Genomic DNA, 26,079 nt, shown 5'->3' with positions numbered 1-26,079 from the left:
ATTAAGCTTTTCCAGCTGCAATTAAGTTTAATGCAGAACCTGCAACGAACCATCCAATTTGACCTGCGTTGTAGGTATGGTTTGCAAGAACAATATCTTTTGTACCATCAGCATGAACAAACTCTAATGTTAATGGCTTCCCTGGAGCGAACTCGGTTAAATCAGTAAAATTGATTGTATCATTTTCCTGAATTTTATCGTAATCCGCTTCGTTTGCAAAAGTTAATCCTAAAAGACCTTGTTTTTTAAGGTTTGTTTCGTGAATACGAGCAAACGATTTTACTAATACTGCTTTTACTCCTAAGAAACGTGGCTCCATAGCAGCATGTTCACGAGATGAACCTTCACCATAGTTGTGATCTCCCACAACGATTGATGGAACTCCAGCAGCTTTGTATGCACGGGCGACAGCAGGAACAGCGTCGTATTGTCCTGTTAATTGATTTTTAACTGAATTTGTTTTTTGGTTATAAGCATTTACTGCTCCAATCAACATATTGTTAGAAATATTATCTAAGTGTCCACGGAAACGTAACCATGGACCAGCCATAGAAATGTGATCCGTTGTACATTTTCCAAATGCTTTAATTAACAATTTAGCACCTAAAATGTTTTTACCATCCCAGGCATCAAACGGAGCTAATAATTGCAAACGCTCTGATGTAGGGCTAACTACAACCTGAACTCCTGAACCATCTGCAGCCGGAGCTTGGAATCCCGGATCTTCGGCGTAGAAACCTTTAGCAGGAAGCTCGTCTCCTGTTGGAGCATCAAGCATTACTTCTTCACCATCTTCGTTAATTAATGTATCTGTTAATGGATTGAAACCTAAATCACCAGCGATCGCCATTGCCGTTACCAATTCTGGAGAACCTACAAAAGCTAATGTATTTGGATTACCATCTGCACGTTTTGAGAAGTTACGGTTGAAAGAGTGAACTATTGTGTTTCTTTCCTCTTTTTCAGCTCCTTCTCTATCCCACATACCAATACATGGTCCGCAGGCGTTGGCAAAAACTGTTGCTCCAATTTTATGAAAAGTATCAATAAATCCATCTCTTTCAATAGTTGAACGAACTACTTCAGAACCCGGAGTAATAGTAAATTCCGCTTTTGTTTTTAAGTTTTTATCTGCAACCTGCCTTGCCAGAGAAGCTGCACGAGAAATATCTTCGTAAGAAGAGTTTGTACAAGAACCAATTAACCCCACCTGAATTTGTAATGGCCAGTTATTTTTGATCGCTTCCTCTTTCATCTTAGAAATTGGAGTAGCTAAATCTGGTGTAAAAGGACCATTTAAATGTGGCTCTAATTCAGATAAGTTGATTTCGATTACCTGATCAAAGTATTGTTCTGGATTTGCATATACTTCAGGATCTCCAGTTAAATATGGAGCAATTTTATCAGCAGCATCTGCAACATCTGCTCTGTTTGTAGAGCGTAGGTAACGCCCCATTGAAGCATCATAACCAAAAGTTGAAGTTGTAGCTCCTATCTCGGCACCCATATTACAAATAGTACCTTTACCTGTACAAGACATAGAAATTGCACCTTCACCAAAATATTCAACGATTGCACCAGTACCACCTTTAACAGTAAGAATACCGGCAACTTTTAGGATAACATCTTTTGGAGCAGTCCATCCTGATAATTTACCAGTCAGTTTAACTCCAATTAATTTAGGAAATTTAAGTTCCCAAGCCATACCAGACATAACGTCTACGGCATCGGCTCCACCAACACCAATAGCTACCATTCCTAAACCACCTGCATTTACAGTGTGAGAATCGGTTCCAATCATCATTCCGCCAGGGAAAGCATAATTTTCAAGTACTACCTGGTGAATAATTCCGGCTCCTGGTTTCCAGAAACCAATTCCGTATTTATTAGAAACTGATGATAAGAAATCAAAAACTTCGTTACTTTGTGTTTTTGCTCTGGCCAAATCGGTTGCAGCATCTATTTTTGCCTGAATCAAGTGATCACAGTGAACTGTTGTAGGTACTGCTACTTTAGATTTTCCAGCGTGCATAAATTGTAATAATGCCATTTGAGCAGTTGCATCCTGACATGCTACACGGTCTGGCGCAAAATCAACATAATCAACTCCTCTTCCAAACGCCTTAGCTGGATCTCCATCCCAAAGGTGATTGTATAAAATTTTCTCCGTTAAAGTAAGTGGACGACCAACAATCTCGCGTGCTTTGTCAACACGACCCGGCATGTTCTCATACACTTTTTTAATCATTTCAATATCAAAAGCCATAAGTTATAATTGTTTTTGTTTTTTTTTATTTTGAACATGACAAGTTACAAAAAATAGAAGAGCCAGAAAAGAAAAAGCCCGAGTTTATCACCCGGGCTTTTGAAATATTAATAATCGTTAGATTACATAACTAATTGCTTATTAGAAGGCGCAAACTTAGTCAAGTTGATACCCTCTACAGCAGTTGTATATTCAGCTAATGTTGGAGTTCTACCAAGTATTGTAGATAAAACTACAACTGGCGTAGAAGAAAGTAACGATTCTCCTTTTTTACCATCAGTATCTTCTACAACTCTTCCTTGGAAAAGACGAGTTGAAGTTGCCATTACTGTATCTCCTTTTGCTGCTTTTTCCTGGTTACCCATACAAAGGTTACAACCTGGACGCTCTAAGTATAACATGTTTTCATATTCAGTACGTGCTGCACCTTTTGGAGCATTATCGTCGAATTCGAAACCTGAGTATTTCTGTAAAACTTCCCAGTCACCCTCAGCTTTAAGCTCATCTACGATATTATATGTAGGAGGAGCAACAACAAGAGGAGCATTGAATTCAACCTTACCGTTTTGCGCTTCAACATTTTTCAACATTTGAGCAAGGATTTTCATGTCTCCTTTGTGAACCATACAAGATCCTATAAATCCAAGATCTACTTTTTTTACTCCTCCATAGAAAGAAAGAGGTCTAATTGTATCGTGAGTATATCTTTTAGAAACGTCAACGTTATTTACATCTGGGTCAGCAATCATTGGCTCAGCAATCTGATCCAAATCAACAACTACTTCAGCATAATATTTAGCGTTTGAATCCGGAGTCAAAGCTGGTTTTTCTGCTGATTTAATTTCTGTAATTCTCTTATCTGCTTTATTGATCAATCCCTGAAGAACGTGTTTATCGTTATCCATACCTTTGTCGATCATGATTTGGATTCTGCCTTTTGCAATTTCCAATGATTCAATTAAAGTATCATCTTCAGAAATACAGATAGAAGCTTTTGCTTTCATTTCTGCAGTCCAATCCGTAAATGTAAAGGCCTGATCTGCAGTAAGTGTCCCTAAATGAACCTCAATAATTCTTCCTTGGAATACATTTTCTCCACCAAATTGGTGAAGCATCTGCGCTTGTGTAGCATGAACCACATCACGGAAGTCCATATAGCTCTTCATATCTCCTTTGAAAGTCACTTTTACCGATTCAGGAATTGGCATCGAAGCTTCACCAGTAGCAAGTGCAAGTGCAACTGTTCCTGAGTCAGCACCAAAAGCAACACCTTTTGACATTCTTGTATGAGAGTCACCACCAATAATGATAGCCCACTCATCAATAGTAATATCGTTTAGAACTTTGTGAATTACATCGGTCATTGAATGATAAACACCTTTCGGGTCACGAGCTGTGATTAGTCCGAAATCGTTCATAAATTTCATTAATTTAGGAATGTTTGCCTGCGCTTTTTTATCCCAAACCGAAGCAGTGTGACAACCTGATTGGTAAGCACCGTCAACGATTGGCGAAATCACTGTTGCAGCCATAGATTCTAATTCCTGAGCAGTCATAAGACCAGTCGTATCTTGCGAACCTACAATATTAACTTCTACACGAACGTCAGAACCAGCGTGCAATACTTTACCTGCAGGCACACCAACAGCATTTCTGTTGAAGATTTTCTCTACAGCCGTAAGACCTTGTCCTTCAATAGAAATTTCTTTTGATGGAGCAAAAACAAGAGGAGCTTCAACATCTAGAATTTTTGCAGCTAATGTTTGAAGCTTTTTACCAAATACAATAGCATACGAACCACCAGCTTTAATAAATTCCATTTTCTGAGGAGTAAATGCCTTAGAAATATCAATTAATTCCTGGTCGCCGTTATAAAGTTTTTTCTCTTTAATATTAATTGTTAGAACTGTACCAGTTTCAACAGAATAGGTTTGCTCTAAAATTGGCTCGTCATTTTCATTACGTACAACGTTACCATTTGCATCAACCTTTTTAACCCAGTTTTTAAGGTCTAAACCAATACCACCGGTAACATCAACAGTTGTTAGGAAAATTGGAGAAATACCATTTGTTCCCCCAACGATTGGAGCAATGTTAACGAATGGAATATAAGGACTTGCTTGTTTTCCTGTCCAAAGTGCCACGTTATTTACACCTGACATTCTAGATGATCCTACTCCCATAGTTCCTTTTTCAGCGATCAACATAACACTTTTATCAGGATGTTGTGCTTGTAAGGCTTTAATTTCTTGCTGTGCCTGAGGCGTAATCATACATTGTCCATGAAGTTCACGATCTGAACGTGAGTGAGCCTGATTACCCGGAGAAAGTAAATCGGTTGAGATATCTCCTTCACCTGCAATGAAAGTAACTATCTTAATTTCGTCAGCTACTTCTGGAAGTTTTGTAAAAAACTCAGCCTGAGCATAACTTTCAAGGATTTCTTTTGCAACTGCATTATTATTTTTGAATGCCTCTATTAAACGGTCTGTATCTGCCTCATAAAGGAAAACTTGTGTTTTAAGAACTTTTGCTGCTTCTTTTGCAGTAGCAGTGTCATTACCTAAAGCTAAATCCAGCAAAACTTCTATAGAAGGTCCGCCTTTCATATGTGATAATAATTCAAAAGCAAAAGCTGGTGTAATTTCTTTTACTACAGCTTGCCCTAGAATAATCTCTTTTAAAAACTTGGCTTTTTCACCAGCAGCACTTGTTGTCCCTGGTAAAGTATTGTAAATGAAAAATTTAAGAGAATCTTCTCTATACTCGTTATCTAAATCTTTAATTTGTGCAATAATTTCGCTTAATAATTCAGCACTATCGATTGGTTTTGGGTGAAGTCCCTGATTTTTACGTTCTTCAATCTCTTGGATATAATCCTTATAAATATTCATAATTAAGGCAGATTTATTTTTTTGAGGCAAATTTAAGCATTAAAGCCGATAATTAAAAATAATATAATAGAAGTCGCCTTTTCAAAAATTATTATTGTTAAAAAACGATTTTCACTGCTTGTTATTGTCAAAATATCAATTTTGTATTAAAAAAATGAATTATTGATATTTTAAAATCTTTTCTTTAACAAAGTCGAAATTAAGTATTAAAAAGTAAGTGAGATTTTACCTCTATTTTCGCAAAGAATAGTTCTAAATAAATAATTATAACGTTATAGTTGCGATTTTGAACGCCAAATTCTGCCCTTTTTCTGATAGCCCGATTTTGTATAAATCTTGCATAAAAAAAATTCCACAAATCATTTGTAATTCAATTTTTCTATTAACTTTGCAATTCAAAGTTCTTTTAAAAATAAAATACTATGAAAAACAAATTGCAGTTATTTAAAGAATACACCCTAAATGAAGGAGTCCTAATGAGCTTAGTTGTTTCATCACTTTGCCTGTTTTTACTCTGCATTATATTAATCTGCTCGGCCTTCGATTCGCGCACCGCAGAGCCTTTATGTGTAATAAGTCTCATATTTGAATTTACTTATTGCATTACGCTCTCTTTTTTTCTTTTAAGAAAAAAAGAAAAATACGTTCATTTACTTCCTTTTTTGTTTTTAAACTGGCTTATTGGATGCTTTTGCCTTAACGTTTTCTTCTCTGTTTTTGAAGATCTGCCAGTTTGGGTCTATCTCATTACTTTGACTTTTTGCATTTCAAATTTCTTTATCTATTCAACACAAAACAAAAGCAATACTGCTCTGGCTCTCTTTTTTATTAATGGATTATCTTATTCGTTAATACTATATTACGCTTTGTATCTCTTACCAATTACTTTAATTTCAATGGTTGGAATTATAGTTTTAGGATTAGGATTTTACGGCTTAGTTCCGGCTATAATTTCAATAGGACATTTAATACGATTATCAAAATTCTTTCAGGAAGACAGGCAATACTTTACTTTCTTTGCTGCCGGTATTTTAAGTGTAGTAATGGCTTTGTTTGCTTTTGCCTATCGACTGAATATTGAAAGTGAAAGAATCAGCCAAAACGAAATTGCAAAATCATTTGATTACAATGATGATTTACCAGCTTATATTAAAATTTCACAGCATTTAGAGCCTAATTTTTTCAATGAAATTTTACTTAAAAAAGATCTTGTTTACAAAAGCAGTGATGATTTTTTTAGTCTTAGAGGCTTGGATTCATTTGGAAGTTCTAAGTATAATGAGAGAAAAGTTCATAATCCGTTTATAAACATTGCTTATGCTTTTTGCAACGAACTTAATTTGAGTACTGATGACCGAATTAATATTCTTAAATCAAATTTTGATAAAAGATTAGAGACAGAAGAACAATTATGGAGTGGTGAAGATTTGTTTACCAAAGATATTAAGGAAGATGTGAAAATTTATCCTGAATCAAGATTAGCCTACACCGAAATTACTATGAATATTGCCTGCGAGAAAGAATCCTGGCAAGACAAGGAAGCTATTTACTCTTTTCAGCTTCCTGAAGGTTCTGTTGCAACTTCACTTTCTTTATGGGTAAACGGCATTGAACGCAAAGGTGTTTTAACGACCAAAGAAAAAGCGCAGGCAGCCTATAAACAAATTGTTGGAGTAGAAAGCCGTGATCCCTCTTTGATGCAATGGAAAGAAGGGAACAAAATTGTTGTTCGTGTTTTTCCTGTAAATCACGAAAAACCCCGAACTTTTAAATGCGGTTTTACTACTCCTTTACAAGCGGGTAATAATGAAATGAAATATCAAAGTCTTTCGATAAAAGGCCCTAATATTTCAAACGCTTCTACTCTTTCCCGAATTCAGATTGCGGGCGATACAAAAGTCAGAACCAGTAAAGACTTTGAGTTTAAAAATAATTTTTATGTTAACGAATCAAAAGGATTAGATGACTGGGAAGCCATTATACCTTTAAATAAAATCAATTCAAGCTTTTTTACATGGAAAGATAAGACCTATAAAGTAAAAGAAATCCAAAAAGTGAGTATTCCATTTACGGCTTCAGAAATTATTTTGGATTTAAACAGCAGCTGGACTTTAAACGAAATAGAATCATTTGTCAACTTACCACAAAAATCAATTTATGTGTACAATGACAAAGAAAAAAGGGCAATAACTAAAGAGAACTTCAAAGAAATTCAATGGGAATTCAAAAACCTGCATTATTCATTACTCCCGCTTTATAAGGTTACCAAAAACAGTTTAATTATTACTAAATCTGGTGCATTTTCGGCCAATTTTGAAGAATTAAATGAGTCTCAGTATTTAAACAAAATAAAAACCGGAACCAAACAGCAAAATTTAAAAGTCATTAATATTTCCGGAGAAATTAATCCGTTTTGGCAAACCGTCAAAGAGCAAAAATATCTTGATTATTATCAAACTTCTCTTCAAAAGAGTTTACAAATGATAAACCAGAATCAGTTTGTATTGTATAAAACCGATGAAAACTCAATTAATATTGAACCCGCAAACATTTCAATTCAGGAAACAGCTAAAGACAGTGTTTCTAAAAGTAATGGGCCAAATCATATTTACAGAATGTATGCTTTTGGAAAAGTTTTAGAAGAACAAGTTAAAATTCAGAATGATACTTTAGCCGCAAATAAATATGTAACACTTGCTAAAGATGCGAATGTTGTAACGCCAATTTCGTCTTTAATTGTTTTGGAAACTGATGCAGATTATGAAAATAACGGAATTGAGAAGAATGTGGATACCCTTGGGAACGCTTCGATTAAAAATGACGGTGCGGTTCCGGAACCTCATGAATGGTTAATGATTATTATTGGCCTGACTACACTTTTATTTTACTATCAAAAGAACAAAAAACAAAAAGCTTAATGAAAGTTTTACTGCAGTCACACACAAAATTAATTGCTATTCTTGCCATAATCATGCTATTAGCCTTAAACTATAGTATTGTTTTGGCAGGACTAGACAATAATTTTTTTGGAGTTATATTTTCTATTTTTTTATTTCTTTATGCAGGAAGAAAAACTGCTTTAAGAATAAGTTATCCGCTGCTTGGATTAATTTTTCTATTAGAATTTATAAGTTACAGACTGCATACAAAGTCATTGCATTTTCATGCTCTTTTGTTGTTTGCATGTTTTGTTTATTACAGCTTTACCCAAAAATTTTCTTTTATCGCTTTTATCTGTCTCTTTTTGTTTTCGTCAATTTTTGATCAGTTATTCAATTATTTAACAGTCGAAATAAAACAAGCGCTTTGCTACGCAGTCTATTTAACATTAAAAAATTTCATTCCGATAACTAAAATTGAAGGAGTTAATTTTTATATCAACAATGCAAAAGTTTCTATCGATACAGCTTGCATGGGATTGTCGATGTTTAAAACGGGATTACTCTTTGGAGCTTTTTTATTGACTTTAGAAGAACGTAAAAACCAAAAACATTTCAACATTCTGCAAATTTCATTTTTCTGCTGCATAGTAGTAATTCTGAATATTATTTCAAATTATTTCAGAATTATCACTTTGGTTTTATTCAATTGTACCGAAGAAAATATACTGCATCACGCTATTGGAATTATGTGTTTTGTATTTTATCAAATTGTTCCTATTTTATATCTAATGCGATTCTTTAATCCCAAAAAAGAAGACATAACTCGTAATTCATTTTTGCCAAAATTTTCACCTTTAATAATTGCGACCGGAATATTGTTTATTACTAGTTTAGAAATTAAAAGGGAGCAAAATTATTCACTGTTAGAAAATCTCAATCCAAATTATAATATTAAAAAAGGAGTTTGGATAAATAATGAAGTCTTTAAGATTGTAACTTCAAAAACTTTAATTTATATAAAAACACCAATTCACAAGCCTTTAATTTGCTGGACAGGAAATGGATATAAAATCATTGAGTCTAAAGAAATCATAAGAATTAATGAAAAAATATGGCTCACTAAATTAGAAAAGAATAATATTAGATATTTCTCATATTGGTGGTACGAATATGACAATAAAAAATACACGTCGCTTACAGAAGTTTTACTGCTAAAACTTTTTCACAACAAAACGGTACGGTTAATAAACGAGACTAGTACTAAAGAATTGAACTAAAAAAAGCCTGATTAAAAATCAGGCTTTTTAGATATATCTTACATAAGCTTTTTAATAATAACTTCTTCCGTTATTCCTTCAGCGTCTGCTTTGTAGTTTTTAATAATCCTGTGGCGTAAAATTCCGGTTGCCACCGCTTTTACATCTTCAATATCCGGCGAAAATTTACCATTGAAAGCCGCATGAGCTTTTGCTGCCAGAATTAAATTTTGTGAAGCTCTTGGCCCTGCTCCCCAATCAAGATAATTTTTTACAAAATCATTTGACAAAGCATTATCCGGACGTGTTTTACTTACTAAAGTTACCGCATATTCTATAACATTATCTGCAACAGGAATTCTTCTAATTAAATGTTGAAAATCAATAATCTCCTGCGCTGTAAATAATGGATTAACTTCTACTTTATTATCAGATGTAGTTTGTTTTACCACTTTTACTTCTTCTTCAAAAGTTGGATATTCTAATTTAACAGCAAACATAAAACGGTCTAATTGTGCTTCCGGCAAAGGATAAGTTCCTTCCTGCTCAATTGGGTTTTGTGTTGCCAGTACAAAATAAGGCAAATCTAATTTATAGTTTTGTCCTGCAATTGTAACCGAACGTTCCTGCATTGCTTCCAATAAAGCTGCCTGCGTTTTTGGCGGTGTTCTGTTGATCTCGTCAGCCAAAATGATATTAGAAAAAATTGGCCCTTTTATGAATTTAAAATGTCTGTTTTCATCTAAAATTTCACTTCCTAAAATATCCGAAGGCATTAAATCAGGCGTAAACTGAATTCTTTTAAAATCTAAACCTAAAGCTTGAGATAAAGTATTAATCATTAAAGTTTTTGCCAAACCAGGAACCCCTATTAAAAGAGCGTGTCCTCCAGAAAATATACAAAGTAAAATTTGGTCAACAACGGCATCCTGCCCTACAATGATTTTTGCTATTTCGTTTTTTAATTCGTTGCGTTTCTGAACTAAGTTATGAATTGCTGTTACGTCAGACATTTATGAATATATTTTAAATTAAAAAGAGTTAGTTGAATGAATTCATAAAACTAACTCTTTTTCTTTATTTAATAAAAATTATTTTTTCAACCAATTGTTAGCAAACGTACAATCTCTGTACTCTCCAATAATTTTGATATAGGTATCTTTAATTTTAGTATCAAACCATTTTGCAATCGCGTTGATTTGTTTTTCTTTTAATGCTAATTCTTTAATTTTTGTATAATCTTTAGCGTAGTCAGCCGTATGCTCGTCAATTCTATTAGTAACAGTTATCAGTTTATACGTTTTTTTTCCTTTATCATCCGTATTTAAAAGCGGCTGAGAAACTTCATCATCTTTTAAATTTGAAACCTGACCGTATAAAGTTGGATCCATTTTAGTTAATTCAAAACGAGTATCCTGAGTGTTTGGATTTATTAAAGTTCCTCCGTTTGCTCTTGTCTCCTTTTCGTCAGATTCTGTTCTTGCTGCCTCTGCAAAAGTAATTTGCTTGCTTACTATTTTAGCTCTAATATTAGCAGCTCTTTCTTTAGCTTCTTTCAAAGCACTTTCAGAAACTACCGGAGCAATTAAAATATGTCTTAATTCAACTTCCTGTCCTTTTATTTTGTCAACCATTATAATGTGAAATCCAAAAGTAGTTTCAAATGGCTGAGAAATTTCACCTTCCTGCAAACTAAATGCTACGTCTTTAAATTCTTTTACGAAAGGCGTTTTACGTGTCATTTTATAGTAACCTCCATTTGGTGCAGATCCCGGATCCTGAGAGTACAAAACTGCTTTTGTAGCAAAACTTGAACCTTCTAAAACATCTTGTCTAATAGCGTTTAATCTATCTTTTACTTTTTGCTTATCTTCATTAGAAACTTTTGGTTCAGCAACAATTTGTGCTACTTCCATTTCGGCTCCAAAAGTAGGCAATTCGTCTTTTGGAATTTTTTTAAAGAAATTACGAACTTCCTCAGGAGTAATTTCTACATCTTTTACAATTTTATCTCTCATTTCTGAGGCTAATTTTTGCTCTTTTAAGATATCGGCAAAATAAGTTTTAAATTCTTCTACAGAACTCTTTTTATAATATTCTACAACTTTATTGATATCTCCAACCTGCTGAATCATATAATTCAAACGCTCTTCCATCATTCCTCTAACTTCAGCATCACTTACAATAATACTATCCTGAATGGCCTGATGTGCGTATAATTTATCTTCTAAAAGTTTACCAAGCATTTGGCATCTTGTAATATCTTTAATATTACCACCCTGACTTGCAATCTCTAAATAACCTTTATCAATATCAGAATCTAAAACAATATAATCTCCAACCGTAGCAATGATACCGTCAATTTTTTGTTTTCCGTGTACCGTTTCTGCCGGTTTTTCAGCTACAACATCCTTAATAATTTCCTGTGCTGAAATTACTGAGTTGAAAAAAAATAAAAAACACATTGTTAAGACTATCTTATAATCAATCGTTTTTAGTTGCAATTTTTTTAATGACATTATTTTAAATTTAATTTTTGGATGTAAAGATCTGTATTCTAAATTTTAATTGACTATTATTTATTTTCAAAAGCTATTCTGAAAACTAAATAATGAACTTCTGTTTTCTTTTATAAAACGAACAAAAATAACAATTCAATTACATAATACAACTATCAGCCATACTATTAACAAAAAATTATGTGGATCGTATTTAAATTCACGACAAGAAGTTTAATTCTCCAATCTTTTTCTTTTTCAAAAAGCTGTTAACCTCAAAACAGACAAAACAATATTGATTGATTTTCAAGCCTCTAAAAAAAGTTGTAAACACTACAACGTTTTCGTTGTAAAACTATTTTCCTACAAAAACAAATCGAATCAAAAAACCCCTACTTTAGATGCGTTATTAATAATTTATAACCGCAAAAAATAAGAATATCTTGTTTTTAAAGTGTTAAAATTAACAATTTCAAACTTTATTAATTTAACCTTAACCACAATCTATTATGAAAAAACCTATTGTAAGATTATTTTTTCTTACTGCAATTACAACCTTTTTGTATTCTTGTACAAATGAAATGAATGATGTTGACACTAAAGCAGAAAGTCAGCAATTTAAGATTATCAACGTGACTCACCACGATGGAAAGCCTTTTAGCACTGGAACTTCTTTATCATCTCCTACCGGAAAATATGTTGATAATCCTGGCGGAGGCGTCATGATGCAGGCTTTTTATTGGGATGTTCCTGCGGGCGGAAATTGGTGGAATACCGTAAATGGAAAAGTAACAGCATGGTCAAATGCCGGAATTGGCTCTATTTGGTTACCTCCTGCTTCAAAAGCGCAAAACGGAGCTTTCTCTATGGGATATGATCCAACTGATTATTTTGATTTTGGAGATTATAACCAAAATGGAAGTACTGAAACCAGATTTGGATCTAAAGCTGAATTAGTGAGTTTGATTACAAAAGCACATACTGAAAATGTAAAAGTATATGCTGATATTGTAATTAATCATAATAGCGGTGGTCAATCTGAAGCAAATCCATATACAGGCACTAACACGTGGACAAATTTCAGCGGTGTTGCTTCTGGAAAATTTACACGTAACTATAATGACTTCTATAAAAACAGCTATGGAAATAATGATGAAGGAGCGTTTGGTGGTTTCCCTGATTTATGTCATGCAAACCCACATGTTCAGGATTGGCTTTGGCTAAGAGCTGATGGAGTTGGTAAATATTACAAAAACACCATGAAGTTTGACGGTTGGAGATTTGACTACGTAAAAGGATTTGGTGCATGGGTTGTAAATTCATGGAATGCGAATGTAGGCGGCTTTTCTGTTGGCGAATTATGGGATTCGAATGTAGATATATTAAATAACTGGGCTAACAGTGCCAATAGTTCTGTATTTGATTTTGCTTGTTATTACAAAATGAACGACGCTTTTGATGGAAATAATCTGGCACTTTTAAATGATGATATGATGTGGAAAAGAAATCCGTATAAAGCGGTGACTTTTGTAACCAATCATGATACAGATGAAATTTGGAGTAAAATGCTGGCGTATTCTTATATTTTAACTCACGAAGGATATCCAACAATTTTCTACAGAGATTATGAAGAATGGCTGGATAAAGCCAAATTAAACAATCTTATCTGGATTCATAACAACAAAGCAACGGGTACAACTTCTATTTTATATTCTGATAATGACGAATATGTAGCAAGAAGAAACGGTTACAACGGAAATCCGGGATTAGTGGTTTACATCAATAATTCTGATGTTTGGCAGGAAAGATGGATTCAAACCAATTGGGCAAATACTCAGATTAAAGATTTTACAGGAAATTCAACCTGGTACCCAACAACTCAGGCAGATAAATGGGTAAAAATTCAATGTCCGCCAAAAGGATATTCTGTTTGGTCAATTAATCAATAATTCATTTTTCAATATCGATTTAAGGCTGTTTTTAAAAACAGCCTTATTTTTTTATAAAAAGTACTGTCTTGAAAAGTTATCGCTTTCAATTTAAGAACTGAATATTTTTATTAAGCCGTAATTAATAGTACTTTTGCAACCTATTTATACAAAATATGAGCTTTTTAAAAGAAATACAACGCAGAAGAACATTTGGAATTATATCGCATCCCGATGCCGGTAAAACAACATTAACGGAAAAATTATTATTATTTGGAGGAGCTATTCAGGAAGCTGGAGCTGTAAAAAATAATAAAATTAAAAAAGGTGCAACGAGTGACTTTATGGAAATCGAACGCCAGAGAGGTATTTCGGTTTCGACTTCTGTACTTGCTTTTAATTATAAAGATAAAAAAATCAATATCCTTGATACTCCGGGGCACAAGGATTTTGCCGAAGATACTTTTAGAACTCTTACAGCTGTTGATAGTGTTATTGTGGTTATTGACGTTGCAAAAGGGGTTGAGGAACAAACCGAGAAATTGGTGGCCGTTTGTAGAATGCGTAACATTCCGATGATTGTTTTCATCAACAAATTAGACCGTGAAGGTAAAGATGCTTTTGATTTGATGGATGAAGTGGAGCAAAAATTGGGATTAAAAGTTACTCCTTTAAGTTTCCCAATCGGAATGGGGTATGATTTTCAGGGAATTTATAATCTTTGGGAAGAAAATATCAATCTTTTTAGTGGAGACAGCCGTAAAAATATCGAAGAAACTATTGCTTTTTCTGATGTTCAAAATAATCCTGAATTAGATAAAATCGTTGGTCAAAAAGCAGCTGAAAAACTTCGTGAAGAATTAGAATTGATTGATGAAGTCTATCCAACGTTTGAGCGCCAGGATTATTTAGATGGAAAAATTCAGCCTGTATTTTTTGGTTCAGCTTTGAATAATTTTGGAGTTCGCGAATTGTTAGATTGTTTCGTAGCGATTGCTCCATCTCCAAGACCAAAAGATTCTGAAACTCGTTTGGTTGATCCGGCAGAAGAAAAAATGTCTGGTTTTGTATTTAAAATTCACGCTAACATGGATCCGAAACACCGCGACCGTTTAGCTTTTATAAAAATTGTTTCGGGAACTTTCGAAAGAAACAAACCTTATTATCACGTTCGTCAAAAGAAAAATTTAAAATTCTCAAGTCCGAATGCCTTTTTCGCAGAAAAAAAAGAAATCGTAGATATTTCATATCCAGGGGATATTGTTGGTTTGCATGATACGGGAAACTTTAAAATTGGAGATACTTTGACTGAGGGCGAAGTAATGAGTTTTAAAGGAATTCCGAGTTTCTCTCCGGAACATTTTAGATACATCAATAATGCCGATCCTATGAAAGCTAAGCAATTAGAAAAAGGAGTAGATCAGTTGATGGATGAAGGTGTAGCGCAATTGTTTACTCTGGAGTTGAATAATCGTAAAGTTATCGGAACTGTTGGAGCCCTACAATATGAGGTTATTCAATATCGTTTAGAGCATGAATACGGTGCGAAATGTACTTACGAAAACTTCCCTGTTCACAAAGCTTGCTGGGTAAAACCTGATGATGCTAAAAATGAAGAATTCAAGGAGTTTAAAAGAATCAAACAAAAATTCCTTGCGCATGATAAATATGGCCAGCTGGTATTTTTAGCCGATTCTGATTTTACAATTCAAATGACACAAAGTAAATATCCAAGTGTGAAATTATACTTTACTTCTGAATTTGATTAATCACTTCTTTAGAAAATATAAAAAGGCTGTCTTAGACAGCCTTTTTTCATTACATCCCCAACATTTTGTTTTATTGATCCGTATAATTAATTCCTAAACCGCCGGCAATAAAAATTTTAGTCAGCTCTTCTGCATCAATAATTATATTTTGTGACAAAACATTATTTTTAACTGCTTTTATAGTAAAAGGTATTTCTTTTGAAAGATAATAATCGCTTCCTGTAATCGTAACTATTAACGTTTTACTATTTTTTGAAACTTGAGCTGGTATAGAAAACTCTCCCGTTTTTGGATTTACTTTCACGGGAGTTTGTGAACCATTAACAGCTAACATTAAATCTGGATATGTTTCTTTATCAAAAGGTTTATGTGTTTTTGCTTCTAATACTTTTCCTTTTACTGTTACTAAGACTACTTCATTTAAAACTTGATTAGAAATCACTTTGCCTAATCTATGCATAGGCTCCGCACAGGCTTTTTCAATTTTAACAGGCTCTTTTTCTTGTGCAGTAAGGTTTGATGTAAGTAAAACAGTTGCAGCAACTGCTGCATATTTTAAAGTGTTGATCTTAGAAGTCTCACTGTATACAAATTGCTCTTCCAACTGTGTTGTTTTTAATCGTGCACAAATGTTTCTATCTTTATTTCCGGCAATGAATTTAGCAACTTCAGAATTTGTTTTTTTACTTAAATCGATCACATTTTTCATGCATGAATTACAAAATGAACCACCAGTGTTAGGAATCATTTTATCAAAATTTTCAGAGCAAGGATTTTTTATTTCTAAGGTGAATTTCTTTTTCATACTATAATTTATTTAAGTTAAAACCTTTGTTAATGGTTCTTACTTATATAGAGTACATTTTGTATAAAAAGGTTGGGAAACAATCAAAATATTTTGAAATTATAAATTGATTTATTCATTTTTAGGCATAAAAAAAGCGCTAATTTGATTAGCGCTTTTTTTTAATTTGAATTAAATCAACCTTACTAAGTCATTATATTTCAAAAATTAATCTTTCATAGGCAGAGCCAAATTAGAACAATATAACCACGAAGGAAAATTTAGTCGATTAAAGTATATTAAATCAGATTAACTGCATTTATTGTAACTCTACCGCAAAAAAAAAAGCCCCATTAAAATGGGGCTTTAAAATTTATGCTTGTCCTGCCGGACCAAAATTAAGCGGTATTGGTGCTTGTTCCGTTTCTTTGATTTCGCCATGAGCGGCCTCAAATCTATGGATATTTTCACCTATTGCTCTTAATAATCTTTTAGCATGTTGTGGTGTCAAGACAATTCTTGACTTTACCTTGGCTTTAGGAATACCCGGCATAATGCTTACAAAATCTAAAACAAACTCTGATGATGAGTGATTGATAATTGCAAGATTAGAATAAATTCCTTCTGCAATAGTTTCGTCTAACTCAATGTTAATTTGCTCTTGTTGTTGTTTCGGATTACTCATAGTTTCCTAATTAATAAATATATTCTTCTTTATTAGCCATCATTTCATTGTAATCGTCTTTAGATCCTACGATAGTGTTATCGTATTCTCTCATACCAGTTCCTGCAGGAATTCTGTGTCCAACAATTACATTTTCTTTTAATCCTTCTAAATCATCTACTTTACCAGCTACAGCAGCTTCGTTAAGTACTTTTGTTGTTTCTTGGAAAGAAGCAGCAGAGATGAATGATTTAGTTTGTAGCGAAGCTCTTGTAATACCTTGTAGAACTGGCGTTGCAGTTGCAGTAATTACGTCTCTTGCTACAACAAGATTTTTATCATTTCGTTTCAACAATGAATTTTCATCACGTAAATCACGAGGAGAAATAATTTGACCTGGTTTCAATACAGCAGAATCTCCAGCGTCTTCAACCACTTTCATACCGTATAATTTATCGTTTTGAACGATGAAATCTTTAGTGTGAATCAATTGATCTTCTAGGAATAATGTATCTCCTGGATCCTGAACTCTTACTTTACGCATCATTTGACGAATAACTACCTCAAAGTGCTTGTCATTAATTTTTACCCCTTGTAAACGGTAAACCTCTTGAATTTCATTTACTAAATACTGTTGAACAGCAGCTGGTCCTTGAATTCTCAAGATATCATCTGGCGTAATTGCACCATCAGACAATGGAACTCCCGCTCTTACGAAGTCATTTTCTTGTACTAAGATTTGGCTAGAAAGTTTAACTAAATACTTTTTAATTTCACCAAATTTAGATTCGATAACGATCTCACGGTTACCTCTTTTGATTTTTCCAAAAGAAACAACACCGTCAATTTCAGATACAACCGCTGGGTTTGAAGGGTTACGAGCCTCAAGCAACTCAGTAATTCTTGGTAAACCTCCCGTGATATCGCCTGCTTTAGAAGAACGACGCGGGATTTTTACTAATACTTTACCTGCTTTAATTTTCTCACCGTTCTCAACCATTAAGTGTGCACCTACTGGTAAGTTGTAAGAACGAATCAATTCACCTTCTTTACCATAAACTAATAAAGTTGGAATTAATTTTTTATTTCTAGCCTCAGAAATTACTTTTTCCTGGAAACCAGTCTGCTCATCGATCTCAACCATGAATGATTGTCCTTGTTCTAAATCCTCGTAAGCAATCTTACCAGTAAATTCAGAAACAATTACACCATTATATGGATCCCACTTACAGATCACAGTTCCTTTAGTAACTACTTCACCATCCTTAACGAAAATACTAGATCCGTAAGGAATATTGTGTGTGTTTAAAACGATTCCAGTTTTCTCATCAACTAATTTTAATTCAGTTGAACGTGATACTACGATATCAGTCGCATTACCTTCACTATCCTCACCTTTAACAGTTTTTAAATCTTCAATCTCAAGTCTACCGTTGAATCTTGTAACAATACTAGATTCTTCAGAGATACCTCCTGCAACCCCTCCAACGTGGAACGTACGAAGTGTTAACTGTGTACCTGGCTCTCCAATAGACTGAGCTGCAATAACTCCGACAGCTTCACCTCTTTGTGTCATTTTTCCGGTAGCTAAGTTTCTACCGTAACACTTAGCACAAATACCTTTTAAAGCTTCACAAGTTAATGGAGATCTAACCTCTACTTTTTCAATTGGAGAAGCTTCGATAGTTCTCATAATTGCTTCAGTAATTTGGTGTCCAGATTGAACCATTACTTCATTAGTAAGTGGGTTTATAACATCTTGCAATGCAACACGTCCTAAAATTCTTTCTCCTAATGATTCAACGATTTCCTCATTTTTCTTCAAAGCAGAAACTTCAACGCCTCTTAAAGTTCCACAATCTTCGATGTTAACAATAACATCTTGAGAAACGTCATGAAGCCTTCTTGTTAAGTAACCAGCATCGGCCGTTTTAAGAGCCGTATCCGCAAGTCCTTTACGAGCACCGTGAGTAGAAATGAAATACTCAAGAATCGAAAGACCTTCCTTAAAGTTAGAAAGAATCGGGTTTTCAATAATCTCACCACCACCAGCAGTAGATTTTTTAGGCTTAGCCATCAAACCACGCATACCAGTTAACTGACGAATCTGCTCCTTAGAACCCCTCGCCCCAGAATCAAGCATCATATATACAGAGTTGAAACCTTGTTGGTCTTCTCTAATATTTTTCATTGCTAATTCTGTTAACTGCGCATTTGCTGAAGTCCATACGTCAATAACTTGGTTGTAACGCTCGTTATTTGTAATAAGACCCATGTTATAGTTAGTTGAGATACCTTCAACTTGCTCTCTGGCATCTGCAATTAACTTAGTTTTTTGTTCTGGAATTCTAATATCACCTAAAGAGAATGATAAACCTCCTCTAAATGCAAATTTATACCCCATATCTTTCATATTATCCAAGAAAGCTGCCGTTGTAGGTACATCAGTTACACTTAAAATGTGACCGATAATATCTCTAAGGTTTTTCTTAGTCAATACGTCATTGATATATCCAGCTGCTTCAGGTACTACTTCATTAAATAATACACGTCCTGCAGTTGTTTGAATGATTTTGTACACTAATTCTCCAGCGTCATTAAAATCTTTTGCTCTAATTTTCACACGAGCATTCAATTCTAATCTTCCTTCGTTTAATGCAATATTTACTTCTTCAGCAGAATAGAAAGTCAAGTCTTGACCTAAAATTACATGTTCTGGTGTCGAGATACGTTCTTTGGTCATATAGTATAGACCCAAGACCATATCCTGAGAAGGTACAGTAATTGGAGCACCATTTGCAGGATTCAGGATATTGTGAGAAGCCAACATTAATAATTGAGCCTCCAAAATAGCCTCCGGCCCTAATGGCAAGTGAACTGCCATCTGATCCCCATCAAAATCGGCGTTGAAAGCCGTACATACTAATGGGTGCAATTGGATCGCTTTTCCTTCAATTAATTTTGGTTGGAAAGCTTGAATACCAAGTCTGTGTAACGTAGGAGCACGGTTAAGTAATACTGGGTGTCCTTTAATTACATTTTCAAGGATATCCCAAACTACAGGCTCTTTTTTGTCTATGATTTTCTTAGCAGATTTTACTGTTTTAACAATACCTCTTTCTATCAATTTACGGATAACGAAAGGTTTGTATAATTCAGATGCCATGTCTTTTGGCAATCCACATTCGAATAATTTTAATTCAGGACCAACAACAATTACCGAACGAGCAGAATAATCCACACGTTTTCCAAGTAAGTTTTGACGGAAACGTCCTTGCTTACCTTTTAAGGAATCAGATAATGATTTTAATGGTCTGTTAGATTCTGTTTTAACAGCAGAAGCTTTACGAGTGTTATCAAATAATGAATCTACAGATTCTTGTAACATACGTTTTTCGTTTCTCAAGATAACTTCAGGAGCTTTAATCTCCATTAATCTCTTCAAACGGTTGTTACGGATGATTACACGACGGTATAAATCATTTAAATCTGAAGTTGCAAAACGACCTCCATCAAGTGGCACAAGCGGACGTAATTCTGGTGGAATAACAGGAACCACTTTCATAATCATCCACTCAGGACGGTTTTCGCGGTTTAAGTTAGACTCACGGAAAGACTCAACAACTTGTAATCTTTTTAAAGCTTCAGTTTTACGTTGTTTAGATGTTTCGTTGTTAGCGCTGTGTCTTAATTCATAAGATAAAGCATCTAAATCAATACGAGCCAATAAATCCATAATACATTCTGCTCCCATTTTGGCAACAAATTTATTAGGATCCATATCATCTAAATATTGATTTTCTTGCGGAAGAGTATCTAAAATATTTAAATATTCTTCTTCAGTCAAGAAATCTAATCTTTGTAATGATTCTCCATCTGCATTTTTAGCAATACCAGCCTGGATTACTACGTATCTTTCGTAGTAAATGATCATATCTAATTTCTTAGATGGAAGACCAAGGATATAACCAATTTTGTTTGGAAGAGAACGGAAATACCAGATGTGAGCAATTGGCACAACAAGATTGATGTGTCCTACTCTGTCACGACGTACTTTTTTCTCAGTAACTTCAACACCACAACGGTCACAGATAATACCTTTGTAACGAATTCTTTTATATTTACCACATGCACATTCAAAATCCTTAACAGGTCCGAAAATTCTTTCGCAGAAAAGTCCGTCACGCTCTGGTTTGTGAGTTCTGTAGTTGATAGTTTCTGGTTTCAATACCTCTCCTCTTGATTCTTTCAAGATAGATTCTGGTGAAGCCAATCCAATTGAGATTTTATTAAATCTTTTAACTGGATTTTTATCCTTATTATTATTTCTATTATTCATCATAGTTTTTACTATTGATTTATTTGCAATTAAAAAATTGATTCTTGTTTAAGTCGAAAGTTTGAAAGTCGAAAATCGAAAGTCAGTTGAGACTTTATAAACTTTAAGACATTTGACTTTTGACTATAACTACCTCGGGTTACTTCTCTAAACTTCAAACCTTATTATTTTGAAGTGCTAATTATAAAACGCTTAGGGGTTATATAAAAAATCGGAACGGGTTACGGGTATAAATCCTAAAAACTTCTATAAATGAGTAATCAGTCCCGATAAAAATCGGGACTGACAACTGCCTAATACTTATTATTCTTCTAAACGAATATCAAGTCCAAGACCTTTCAATTCATGCATTAATACATTGAATGATTCTGGCAATCCTGGTTCTGGCATAGACTCTCCCTTAACGATAGCCTCGTAAGTTTTAGCTCTACCAATAACGTCATCCGATTTAACTGTTAAGATTTCACGTAGTGTACTTGATGCTCCATAAGCTTCAAGTGCCCAAACCTCCATCTCTCCAAAACGCTGACCTCCAAATTGAGCTTTACCTCCAAGTGGTTGTTGAGTGATCAACGAGTATGGTCCGATAGAACGTGCGTGCATCTTATCATCAACCATGTGTCCTAATTTAAGCATGTAAATTACACCCACAGTCGCAGCTTGATGGAAACGCTCTCCAGTACCACCATCATAAAGGTGTGTATGTCCAAAACGTGGTACTCCAGCTTCATCAGTCAATTCATTAATTTGATCTAAAGAAGCACCGTCAAAAATTGGAGTAGCAAATTTTCTACCCAAGTTCATACCAGCCCATCCTAGAACAGTCTCATAAATCTGACCAATGTTCATACGTGAAGGTACCCCAAGTGGATTCAACACAATATCAACAGGTGTTCCGTCTTCAAGGAAAGGCATATCTTCATGACGAACGATTCTTGCAACAATACCTTTGTTACCGTGACGTCCTGCCATTTTATCCCCTACTTTCAGTTTACGTTTTTTAGCGATATAAATTTTCGCCAATTTCAAGATTCCAGATGGTAATTCATCTCCAACTGTAATAGTGAATTTTTCTCTTCTTAAAGATCCTTGTAAGTCGTTCAGCTTAATTTTATAATTATGAATTAAATCATTAACCATTTTATTAGTAGCGTCATCAGCAACCCATTGACCTTTGCTTAAGTGAGCAAAATCTTCTACTGCGTAAAGCATTTTTTGAGTATATTTTTTACCTTTGGGTAAAACTTCTTCACCCAAATCATTCATTACACCTTGAGATGTTTTTCCGTTAACGATCAGGAATAATTTCTCAACCAATCTGTCTTTTAATTCAACAAATTTAGTTTCGAACTCCATTTCTAAAGCGCCTAAAGCATCCTTATCCTGAGTACGTTTACGTTTATCTTTTACGGCTCTTGCAAATAATTTTTTATCAAGAACTACACCGTGTAAAGATGGAGAAGCTTTTAACGAAGCATCTTTTACATCACCTGCTTTATCCCCAAAGATTGCACGAAGCAATTTCTCTTCTGGAGTAGGATCTGATTCTCCTTTTGGTGTAATTTTTCCGATTAGAATGTCGCCAGGTTTAACCTCTGCTCCAATTCTGATCATACCGTTTTCATCTAAATCTTTAGTAGCTTCTTCAGAAACGTTAGGAATATCGTTTGTTAACTCTTCATTTCCTAACTTAGTATCTCTAACCTCTAATGAATAATCATCAACGTGGATAGAAGTAAAAATATCATCACGAACTACTTTTTCAGAAATTACAATCGCATCCTCAAAGTTATACCCTTTCCATGGCATGAACGCAACTTTTAAGTTTCTACCTAAAGCTAATTCACCATTTTGAGTAGCATATCCTTCTGATAATACCTGTCCAAGAACAACTCTGTCACCTTTTCTTACGATTGGTTTCAAGTTGATACTTGTACCTTGATTGGTTTTTCTAAATTTAATTAAGTTGTATGTTTTTTCATCAGCATCAAAACTAACCATTCTTTCGTCTTCAGTACGGTCGTATTTAATAGTAATGATATTGGCATCAACATATTCTACAGTTCCATCTCCTTCAGCATTAATCAATACTCTAGAATCTGAAGCTACCTGACGCTCTAAACCTGTACCAACAATCGGCGCTTCCGGACGGATCAAAGGAACCGCCTGACGCATCATGTTTGATCCCATCAACGCACGGTTCGCATCATCATGTTCCAGGAAAGGAATCAATGAAGCCGAAATCGAAGCAATCTGGTTAGGAGCAACGTCTGTATAATGTACTGCTGATGGCTCAACAACTGGGAAGTCACCTTCCTCACGAGCAATAACATTGCTAGCTGTAATTTTACCAGAAGCATCCATCTCAATGTTTGCCTGAGCAATCATTTTTCCTTCTTCTTCTTCAGCACTTAAGTAAATTGGAGTACTTTCTAAATCAACTACACCATTAGTTACTTTACGGTAAGGAGTTTCGATGAAACCCATCCCGTTTACTTTTGCATAAACACCAAGAGATGAAATCAAACCAATGTTTGGTCCCTCTGGAGTTTCAATCGGACATAAACGACCATAGTGTGTATAGTGAACGTCACGAACCTCGAAACCAGCTCTCTCTCTCGAAAGTCCACCAGGTCCAAGTGCAGATAATCTTCTTTTGTGCGTAATCTCAGCAAGTGGATTCGTTTGATCCATAAATTGAGACAACTGGTTCGTACCAAAGAAAGAGTTGATAACTGATGATAATGTTTTAGCATTAATCAAATCAATTGGCGTAAACACCTCGTTATCTCTAACGTTCATTCTCTCACGAATAGTTCTTGCCATACGTGCTAAACCAACACCGAATTGTTGAGACAATTGTTCTCCAACTGTTCTAACACGACGGTTTGATAAGTGATCAATATCATCAATCTCTGCTTTAGAGTTAATCAATTCGATCAAATATTTTACAATGGTAATGATATCTTCTTTGGTAAGTACTTGCTTTTCCATTGGGATATCTAAACCAAGTTTTTTGTTCATTCTATAACGACCAACTTCACCTAAGTTATAACGTTGATCAGAGAAGAACAATTTATCGATAATACCACGAGCAGTTTCCTCATCAGGCGGTTCAGCGTTACGCAACTGACGGTAAATGTGCTCTACAGCTTCTTTTTCAGAGTTTGTTGGATCTTTTTGTAACGTATTGTGAATAATAGCATAATCAGCTTGGTTATTATCCTCTTTGTGTAACAAAATAGACTTAACGTTAGAATCGATGATTTCTTCAACATTATCTTTATCGATAATAGTATCACGATCAAGGATGATTTCGTTACGTTCGATAGAAACTACCTCTCCGGTATCTTCATCAACGAAATCCTCGTGCCAAGTGTTCAATACACGTGCAGCAAGTCTTCTTCCAATATATTTTTTAATACCTGTTTTAGAAACTTTAATTTCTTCAGCTAGGTCAAAAATTTCAAGGATATCCTTGTCTCTTTCGAACCCAATTGCACGGAATAAAGTTGTAACTGGTAATTTTTTCTTTCTATCGATATAAGCGTACATTACGCTATTAATATCTGTAGAGAATTCTATCCAAGATCCTTTAAAAGGAATTACTCTGGCAGAATAAAGTTTTGTACCATTTGCATGGAATGATTGACCAAAGAAAACACCAGGAGAACGGTGTAGTTGAGATACTACTACACGCTCAGCACCATTGATAACAAAAGTACCGCTTGGAGTCATATAAGGTATTGTTCCAAGATAAACATCTTGTACAATAGTTTCAAAATCTTCGTGTTCTGGATCTGTACAGTATAGTTTTAACCTGGCTTTTAAAGGCACACTATAAGTAAGACCTCTCTCTATACATTCTTGAATTGTATAACGCGGAGGATCAACAAAATAATCTAGGAACTCCAATACAAAGTTGTTTCTTGTATCTGTGATTGGAAAATTTTCCATGAAGGTGTTGTATAACCCTTCGTTGCCTCTTTCGTCAGATTTAGTTTCTAATTGAAAAAAATCTTTAAAAGATTTAACCTGAACATCTAGGAAATCCGGATAGTCAGGGATATTTTTTGTAGAGGCAAAATTCAATCTTTCAGTCTGATTTGTTATCATCAATGGACAAAATTTTGATTAAAAAAAAGTAATTTTTTGTGTAAACACACACTGTTTAATCTATACTTTCTTATTATAATCAATACATCTTTAAAAATAAACCAGGAAAATCGGTTCAATTTTTTTTCTTCGTATTGATCAAAAACTTTTTCGTATTTTAAACTATTGGGATAATAAAACTTGTACTATTTTATTATACGAAAAATGGTTTAGGCCATTGAGTTTTGACTCAAGACCTAAACCTAGTTCTTAAAACCGAGTGAACTTATTTAAGTTCAACTACAGCTCCAGCTTCTTCTAATGATTTTTTAAGACCTTCAGCCTCTTCTTTAGAAACACCTTCTTTAACGTTGCTTGGAGCTCCGTCAACTACATCTTTAGCTTCTTTCAAACCTAAACCTGTAAGTTCTTTAACTAATTTTACAACAGCTAATTTAGAAGCACCAGCTTCTTTTAATACAACTGTAAACTCAGTTTGTGCTTCTTCAGCAGCACCTTCTCCACCACCAGCAGCAACTACTACAGCTGCAGCAGCAGGCTCGATACCATACTCGTCTTTTAATATTGTTGCTAATTCGTTAACTTCTTTAACTGTTAAGTTAACTAATTGTTCTGCGAATTGTTTCAAATCTGCCATTTTTTCTATCGTTTAAAATGATTTGTAAAAATATAATTTATTTATT

The 26,079-nt window shown here is 34.3% G+C and carries 13 protein-coding genes; 4 read left to right on the top strand and 9 right to left on the bottom strand.

What is annotated here, in order from left to right; genetic code table 11:
* Nucleotide 1 precedes the first annotated feature (1 nt).
* Nucleotides 2–2,266 (bottom strand): aconitate hydratase, encoded by a 2,265-nt coding sequence (locus tag ASD98_RS13055; protein ID WP_056205365.1) that lies wholly within the window; start codon nucleotides 2,264–2,266, stop codon nucleotides 2–4.
* A 122-nt stretch (nucleotides 2,267–2,388) separates the two neighbouring features.
* Nucleotides 2,389–5,160 carry a bifunctional aconitate hydratase 2/2-methylisocitrate dehydratase gene (locus tag ASD98_RS13050; RefSeq protein WP_056205363.1) on the bottom strand — a complete coding sequence of 924 codons (2,772 nt, stop codon included), beginning with the start codon at nucleotides 5,158–5,160 and terminating at the stop codon, nucleotides 2,389–2,391.
* A gap of 422 nt (nucleotides 5,161–5,582) precedes the next feature.
* Here ASD98_RS13050 and ASD98_RS13045 point away from each other — a divergent pair, with 422 nt between their 5' ends.
* Together ASD98_RS13045 and xrtN are read left to right on the top strand one after the other, a co-directional pair.
* Nucleotides 5,583–8,078, top strand: a complete 2,496-nt coding sequence (locus tag ASD98_RS13045) for an XrtN system VIT domain-containing protein (protein WP_056205361.1) — start codon at nucleotides 5,583–5,585, stop codon at nucleotides 8,076–8,078.
* Entirely contained in the window at nucleotides 8,078–9,319 is a 1,242-nt protein-coding gene (xrtN, locus tag ASD98_RS13040; protein WP_157849154.1) for an exosortase N, read from the top strand. The genes ASD98_RS13045 and xrtN overlap by 1 nt, the downstream gene beginning before the upstream one ends.
* Nucleotides 9,320–9,357: 38 nt before the next feature.
* Here xrtN and ASD98_RS13035 read toward each other — a convergent pair whose 3' ends face one another.
* Together ASD98_RS13035 and ASD98_RS13030 are read right to left on the bottom strand one after the other, a co-directional pair.
* On the bottom strand, nucleotides 9,358–10,311 hold the full coding sequence (locus ASD98_RS13035; protein ID WP_056205358.1) for a MoxR family ATPase: 954 nt from the start codon (nucleotides 10,309–10,311) through the stop codon (nucleotides 9,358–9,360).
* A gap of 78 nt (nucleotides 10,312–10,389) precedes the next feature.
* Nucleotides 10,390–11,817, bottom strand: coding sequence for a peptidylprolyl isomerase (locus ASD98_RS13030; protein WP_056205357.1), 1,428 nt, complete (start codon nucleotides 11,815–11,817; stop codon nucleotides 10,390–10,392).
* A 488-nt stretch (nucleotides 11,818–12,305) separates the two neighbouring features.
* On the opposite strand from ASD98_RS13030, the gene ASD98_RS13025 reads away from it, so the two are divergent.
* Nucleotides 12,306–13,745: an alpha-amylase gene (locus tag ASD98_RS13025; RefSeq protein ID WP_056205356.1), complete on the top strand. Its 1,440-nt coding sequence runs from the start codon at nucleotides 12,306–12,308 to the stop codon at nucleotides 13,743–13,745.
* A 155-nt stretch (nucleotides 13,746–13,900) separates the two neighbouring features.
* Nucleotides 13,901–15,493, top strand: a complete 1,593-nt coding sequence (locus ASD98_RS13020) for a peptide chain release factor 3 (protein ID WP_056205355.1) — start codon at nucleotides 13,901–13,903, stop codon at nucleotides 15,491–15,493.
* 70 nt (nucleotides 15,494–15,563) lie between these two features.
* Here the strand turns inward: ASD98_RS13020 and ASD98_RS13015 are convergent, their stop codons facing one another.
* From ASD98_RS13015 to rplL, 5 genes are all read right to left on the bottom strand, one after another.
* Nucleotides 15,564–16,298: a hypothetical protein gene (locus tag ASD98_RS13015; RefSeq protein ID WP_056205354.1), complete on the bottom strand. Its 735-nt coding sequence runs from the start codon at nucleotides 16,296–16,298 to the stop codon at nucleotides 15,564–15,566.
* 352 nt (nucleotides 16,299–16,650) lie between these two features.
* Nucleotides 16,651–16,962, bottom strand: a complete 312-nt coding sequence (locus ASD98_RS13010; RefSeq protein ID WP_012024017.1) for a DUF3467 domain-containing protein — start codon at nucleotides 16,960–16,962, stop codon at nucleotides 16,651–16,653.
* Between the two features lie 10 nt (nucleotides 16,963–16,972).
* Entirely contained in the window at nucleotides 16,973–21,283 is a 4,311-nt protein-coding gene (gene rpoC / locus ASD98_RS13005; protein WP_056205351.1) for a DNA-directed RNA polymerase subunit beta', read from the bottom strand.
* Nucleotides 21,284–21,583: 300 nt separating this feature from the next.
* On the bottom strand, nucleotides 21,584–25,396 hold the full coding sequence (gene rpoB, locus ASD98_RS13000; RefSeq protein ID WP_056205349.1) for a DNA-directed RNA polymerase subunit beta: 3,813 nt from the start codon (nucleotides 25,394–25,396) through the stop codon (nucleotides 21,584–21,586).
* Between the two features lie 265 nt (nucleotides 25,397–25,661).
* The gene (gene rplL, locus ASD98_RS12995) at nucleotides 25,662–26,033 is read right to left on the bottom strand and encodes a 50S ribosomal protein L7/L12 (RefSeq protein WP_007807437.1); all 372 of its coding nucleotides are present in this window, start codon (nucleotides 26,031–26,033) and stop codon (nucleotides 25,662–25,664) included.
* Nucleotides 26,034–26,079: the final 46 nt, after the last annotated feature.

Origin of the sequence: Flavobacterium sp. Root186 (assembly GCF_001428525.1) — a bacterium.
Lineage (GTDB): Bacteria > Bacteroidota > Bacteroidia > Flavobacteriales > Flavobacteriaceae > Flavobacterium.
This window is presented reverse-complemented; position numbering and strand designations above follow the sequence as displayed.

Coding starts and splice junctions, on each gene's coding strand:
- xrtN (WP_157849154.1), top strand. CDS start 8,078: ATGAAAGTTTTACTGCAGTCACACACAAAATTAATTGCTATTCTTGCC.
- ASD98_RS13050 (WP_056205363.1), bottom strand. CDS start 5,160: ATGAATATTTATAAGGATTATATCCAAGAGATTGAAGAACGTAAAAAT.
- ASD98_RS13055 (WP_056205365.1), bottom strand. CDS start 2,266: ATGGCTTTTGATATTGAAATGATTAAAAAAGTGTATGAGAACATGCCG.
- rpoC (WP_056205351.1), bottom strand. CDS start 21,283: ATGATGAATAATAGAAATAATAATAAGGATAAAAATCCAGTTAAAAGA.
- ASD98_RS13015 (WP_056205354.1), bottom strand. CDS start 16,298: ATGAAAAAGAAATTCACCTTAGAAATAAAAAATCCTTGCTCTGAAAAT.
- ASD98_RS13045 (WP_056205361.1), top strand. CDS start 5,583: ATGAAAAACAAATTGCAGTTATTTAAAGAATACACCCTAAATGAAGGA.
- rplL (WP_007807437.1), bottom strand. CDS start 26,033: ATGGCAGATTTGAAACAATTCGCAGAACAATTAGTTAACTTAACAGTT.
- ASD98_RS13010 (WP_012024017.1), bottom strand. CDS start 16,962: ATGAGTAATCCGAAACAACAACAAGAGCAAATTAACATTGAGTTAGAC.
- ASD98_RS13020 (WP_056205355.1), top strand. CDS start 13,901: ATGAGCTTTTTAAAAGAAATACAACGCAGAAGAACATTTGGAATTATA.
- ASD98_RS13035 (WP_056205358.1), bottom strand. CDS start 10,311: ATGTCTGACGTAACAGCAATTCATAACTTAGTTCAGAAACGCAACGAA.
- ASD98_RS13030 (WP_056205357.1), bottom strand. CDS start 11,817: ATGTCATTAAAAAAATTGCAACTAAAAACGATTGATTATAAGATAGTC.
- ASD98_RS13025 (WP_056205356.1), top strand. CDS start 12,306: ATGAAAAAACCTATTGTAAGATTATTTTTTCTTACTGCAATTACAACC.
- rpoB (WP_056205349.1), bottom strand. CDS start 25,396: ATGATAACAAATCAGACTGAAAGATTGAATTTTGCCTCTACAAAAAAT.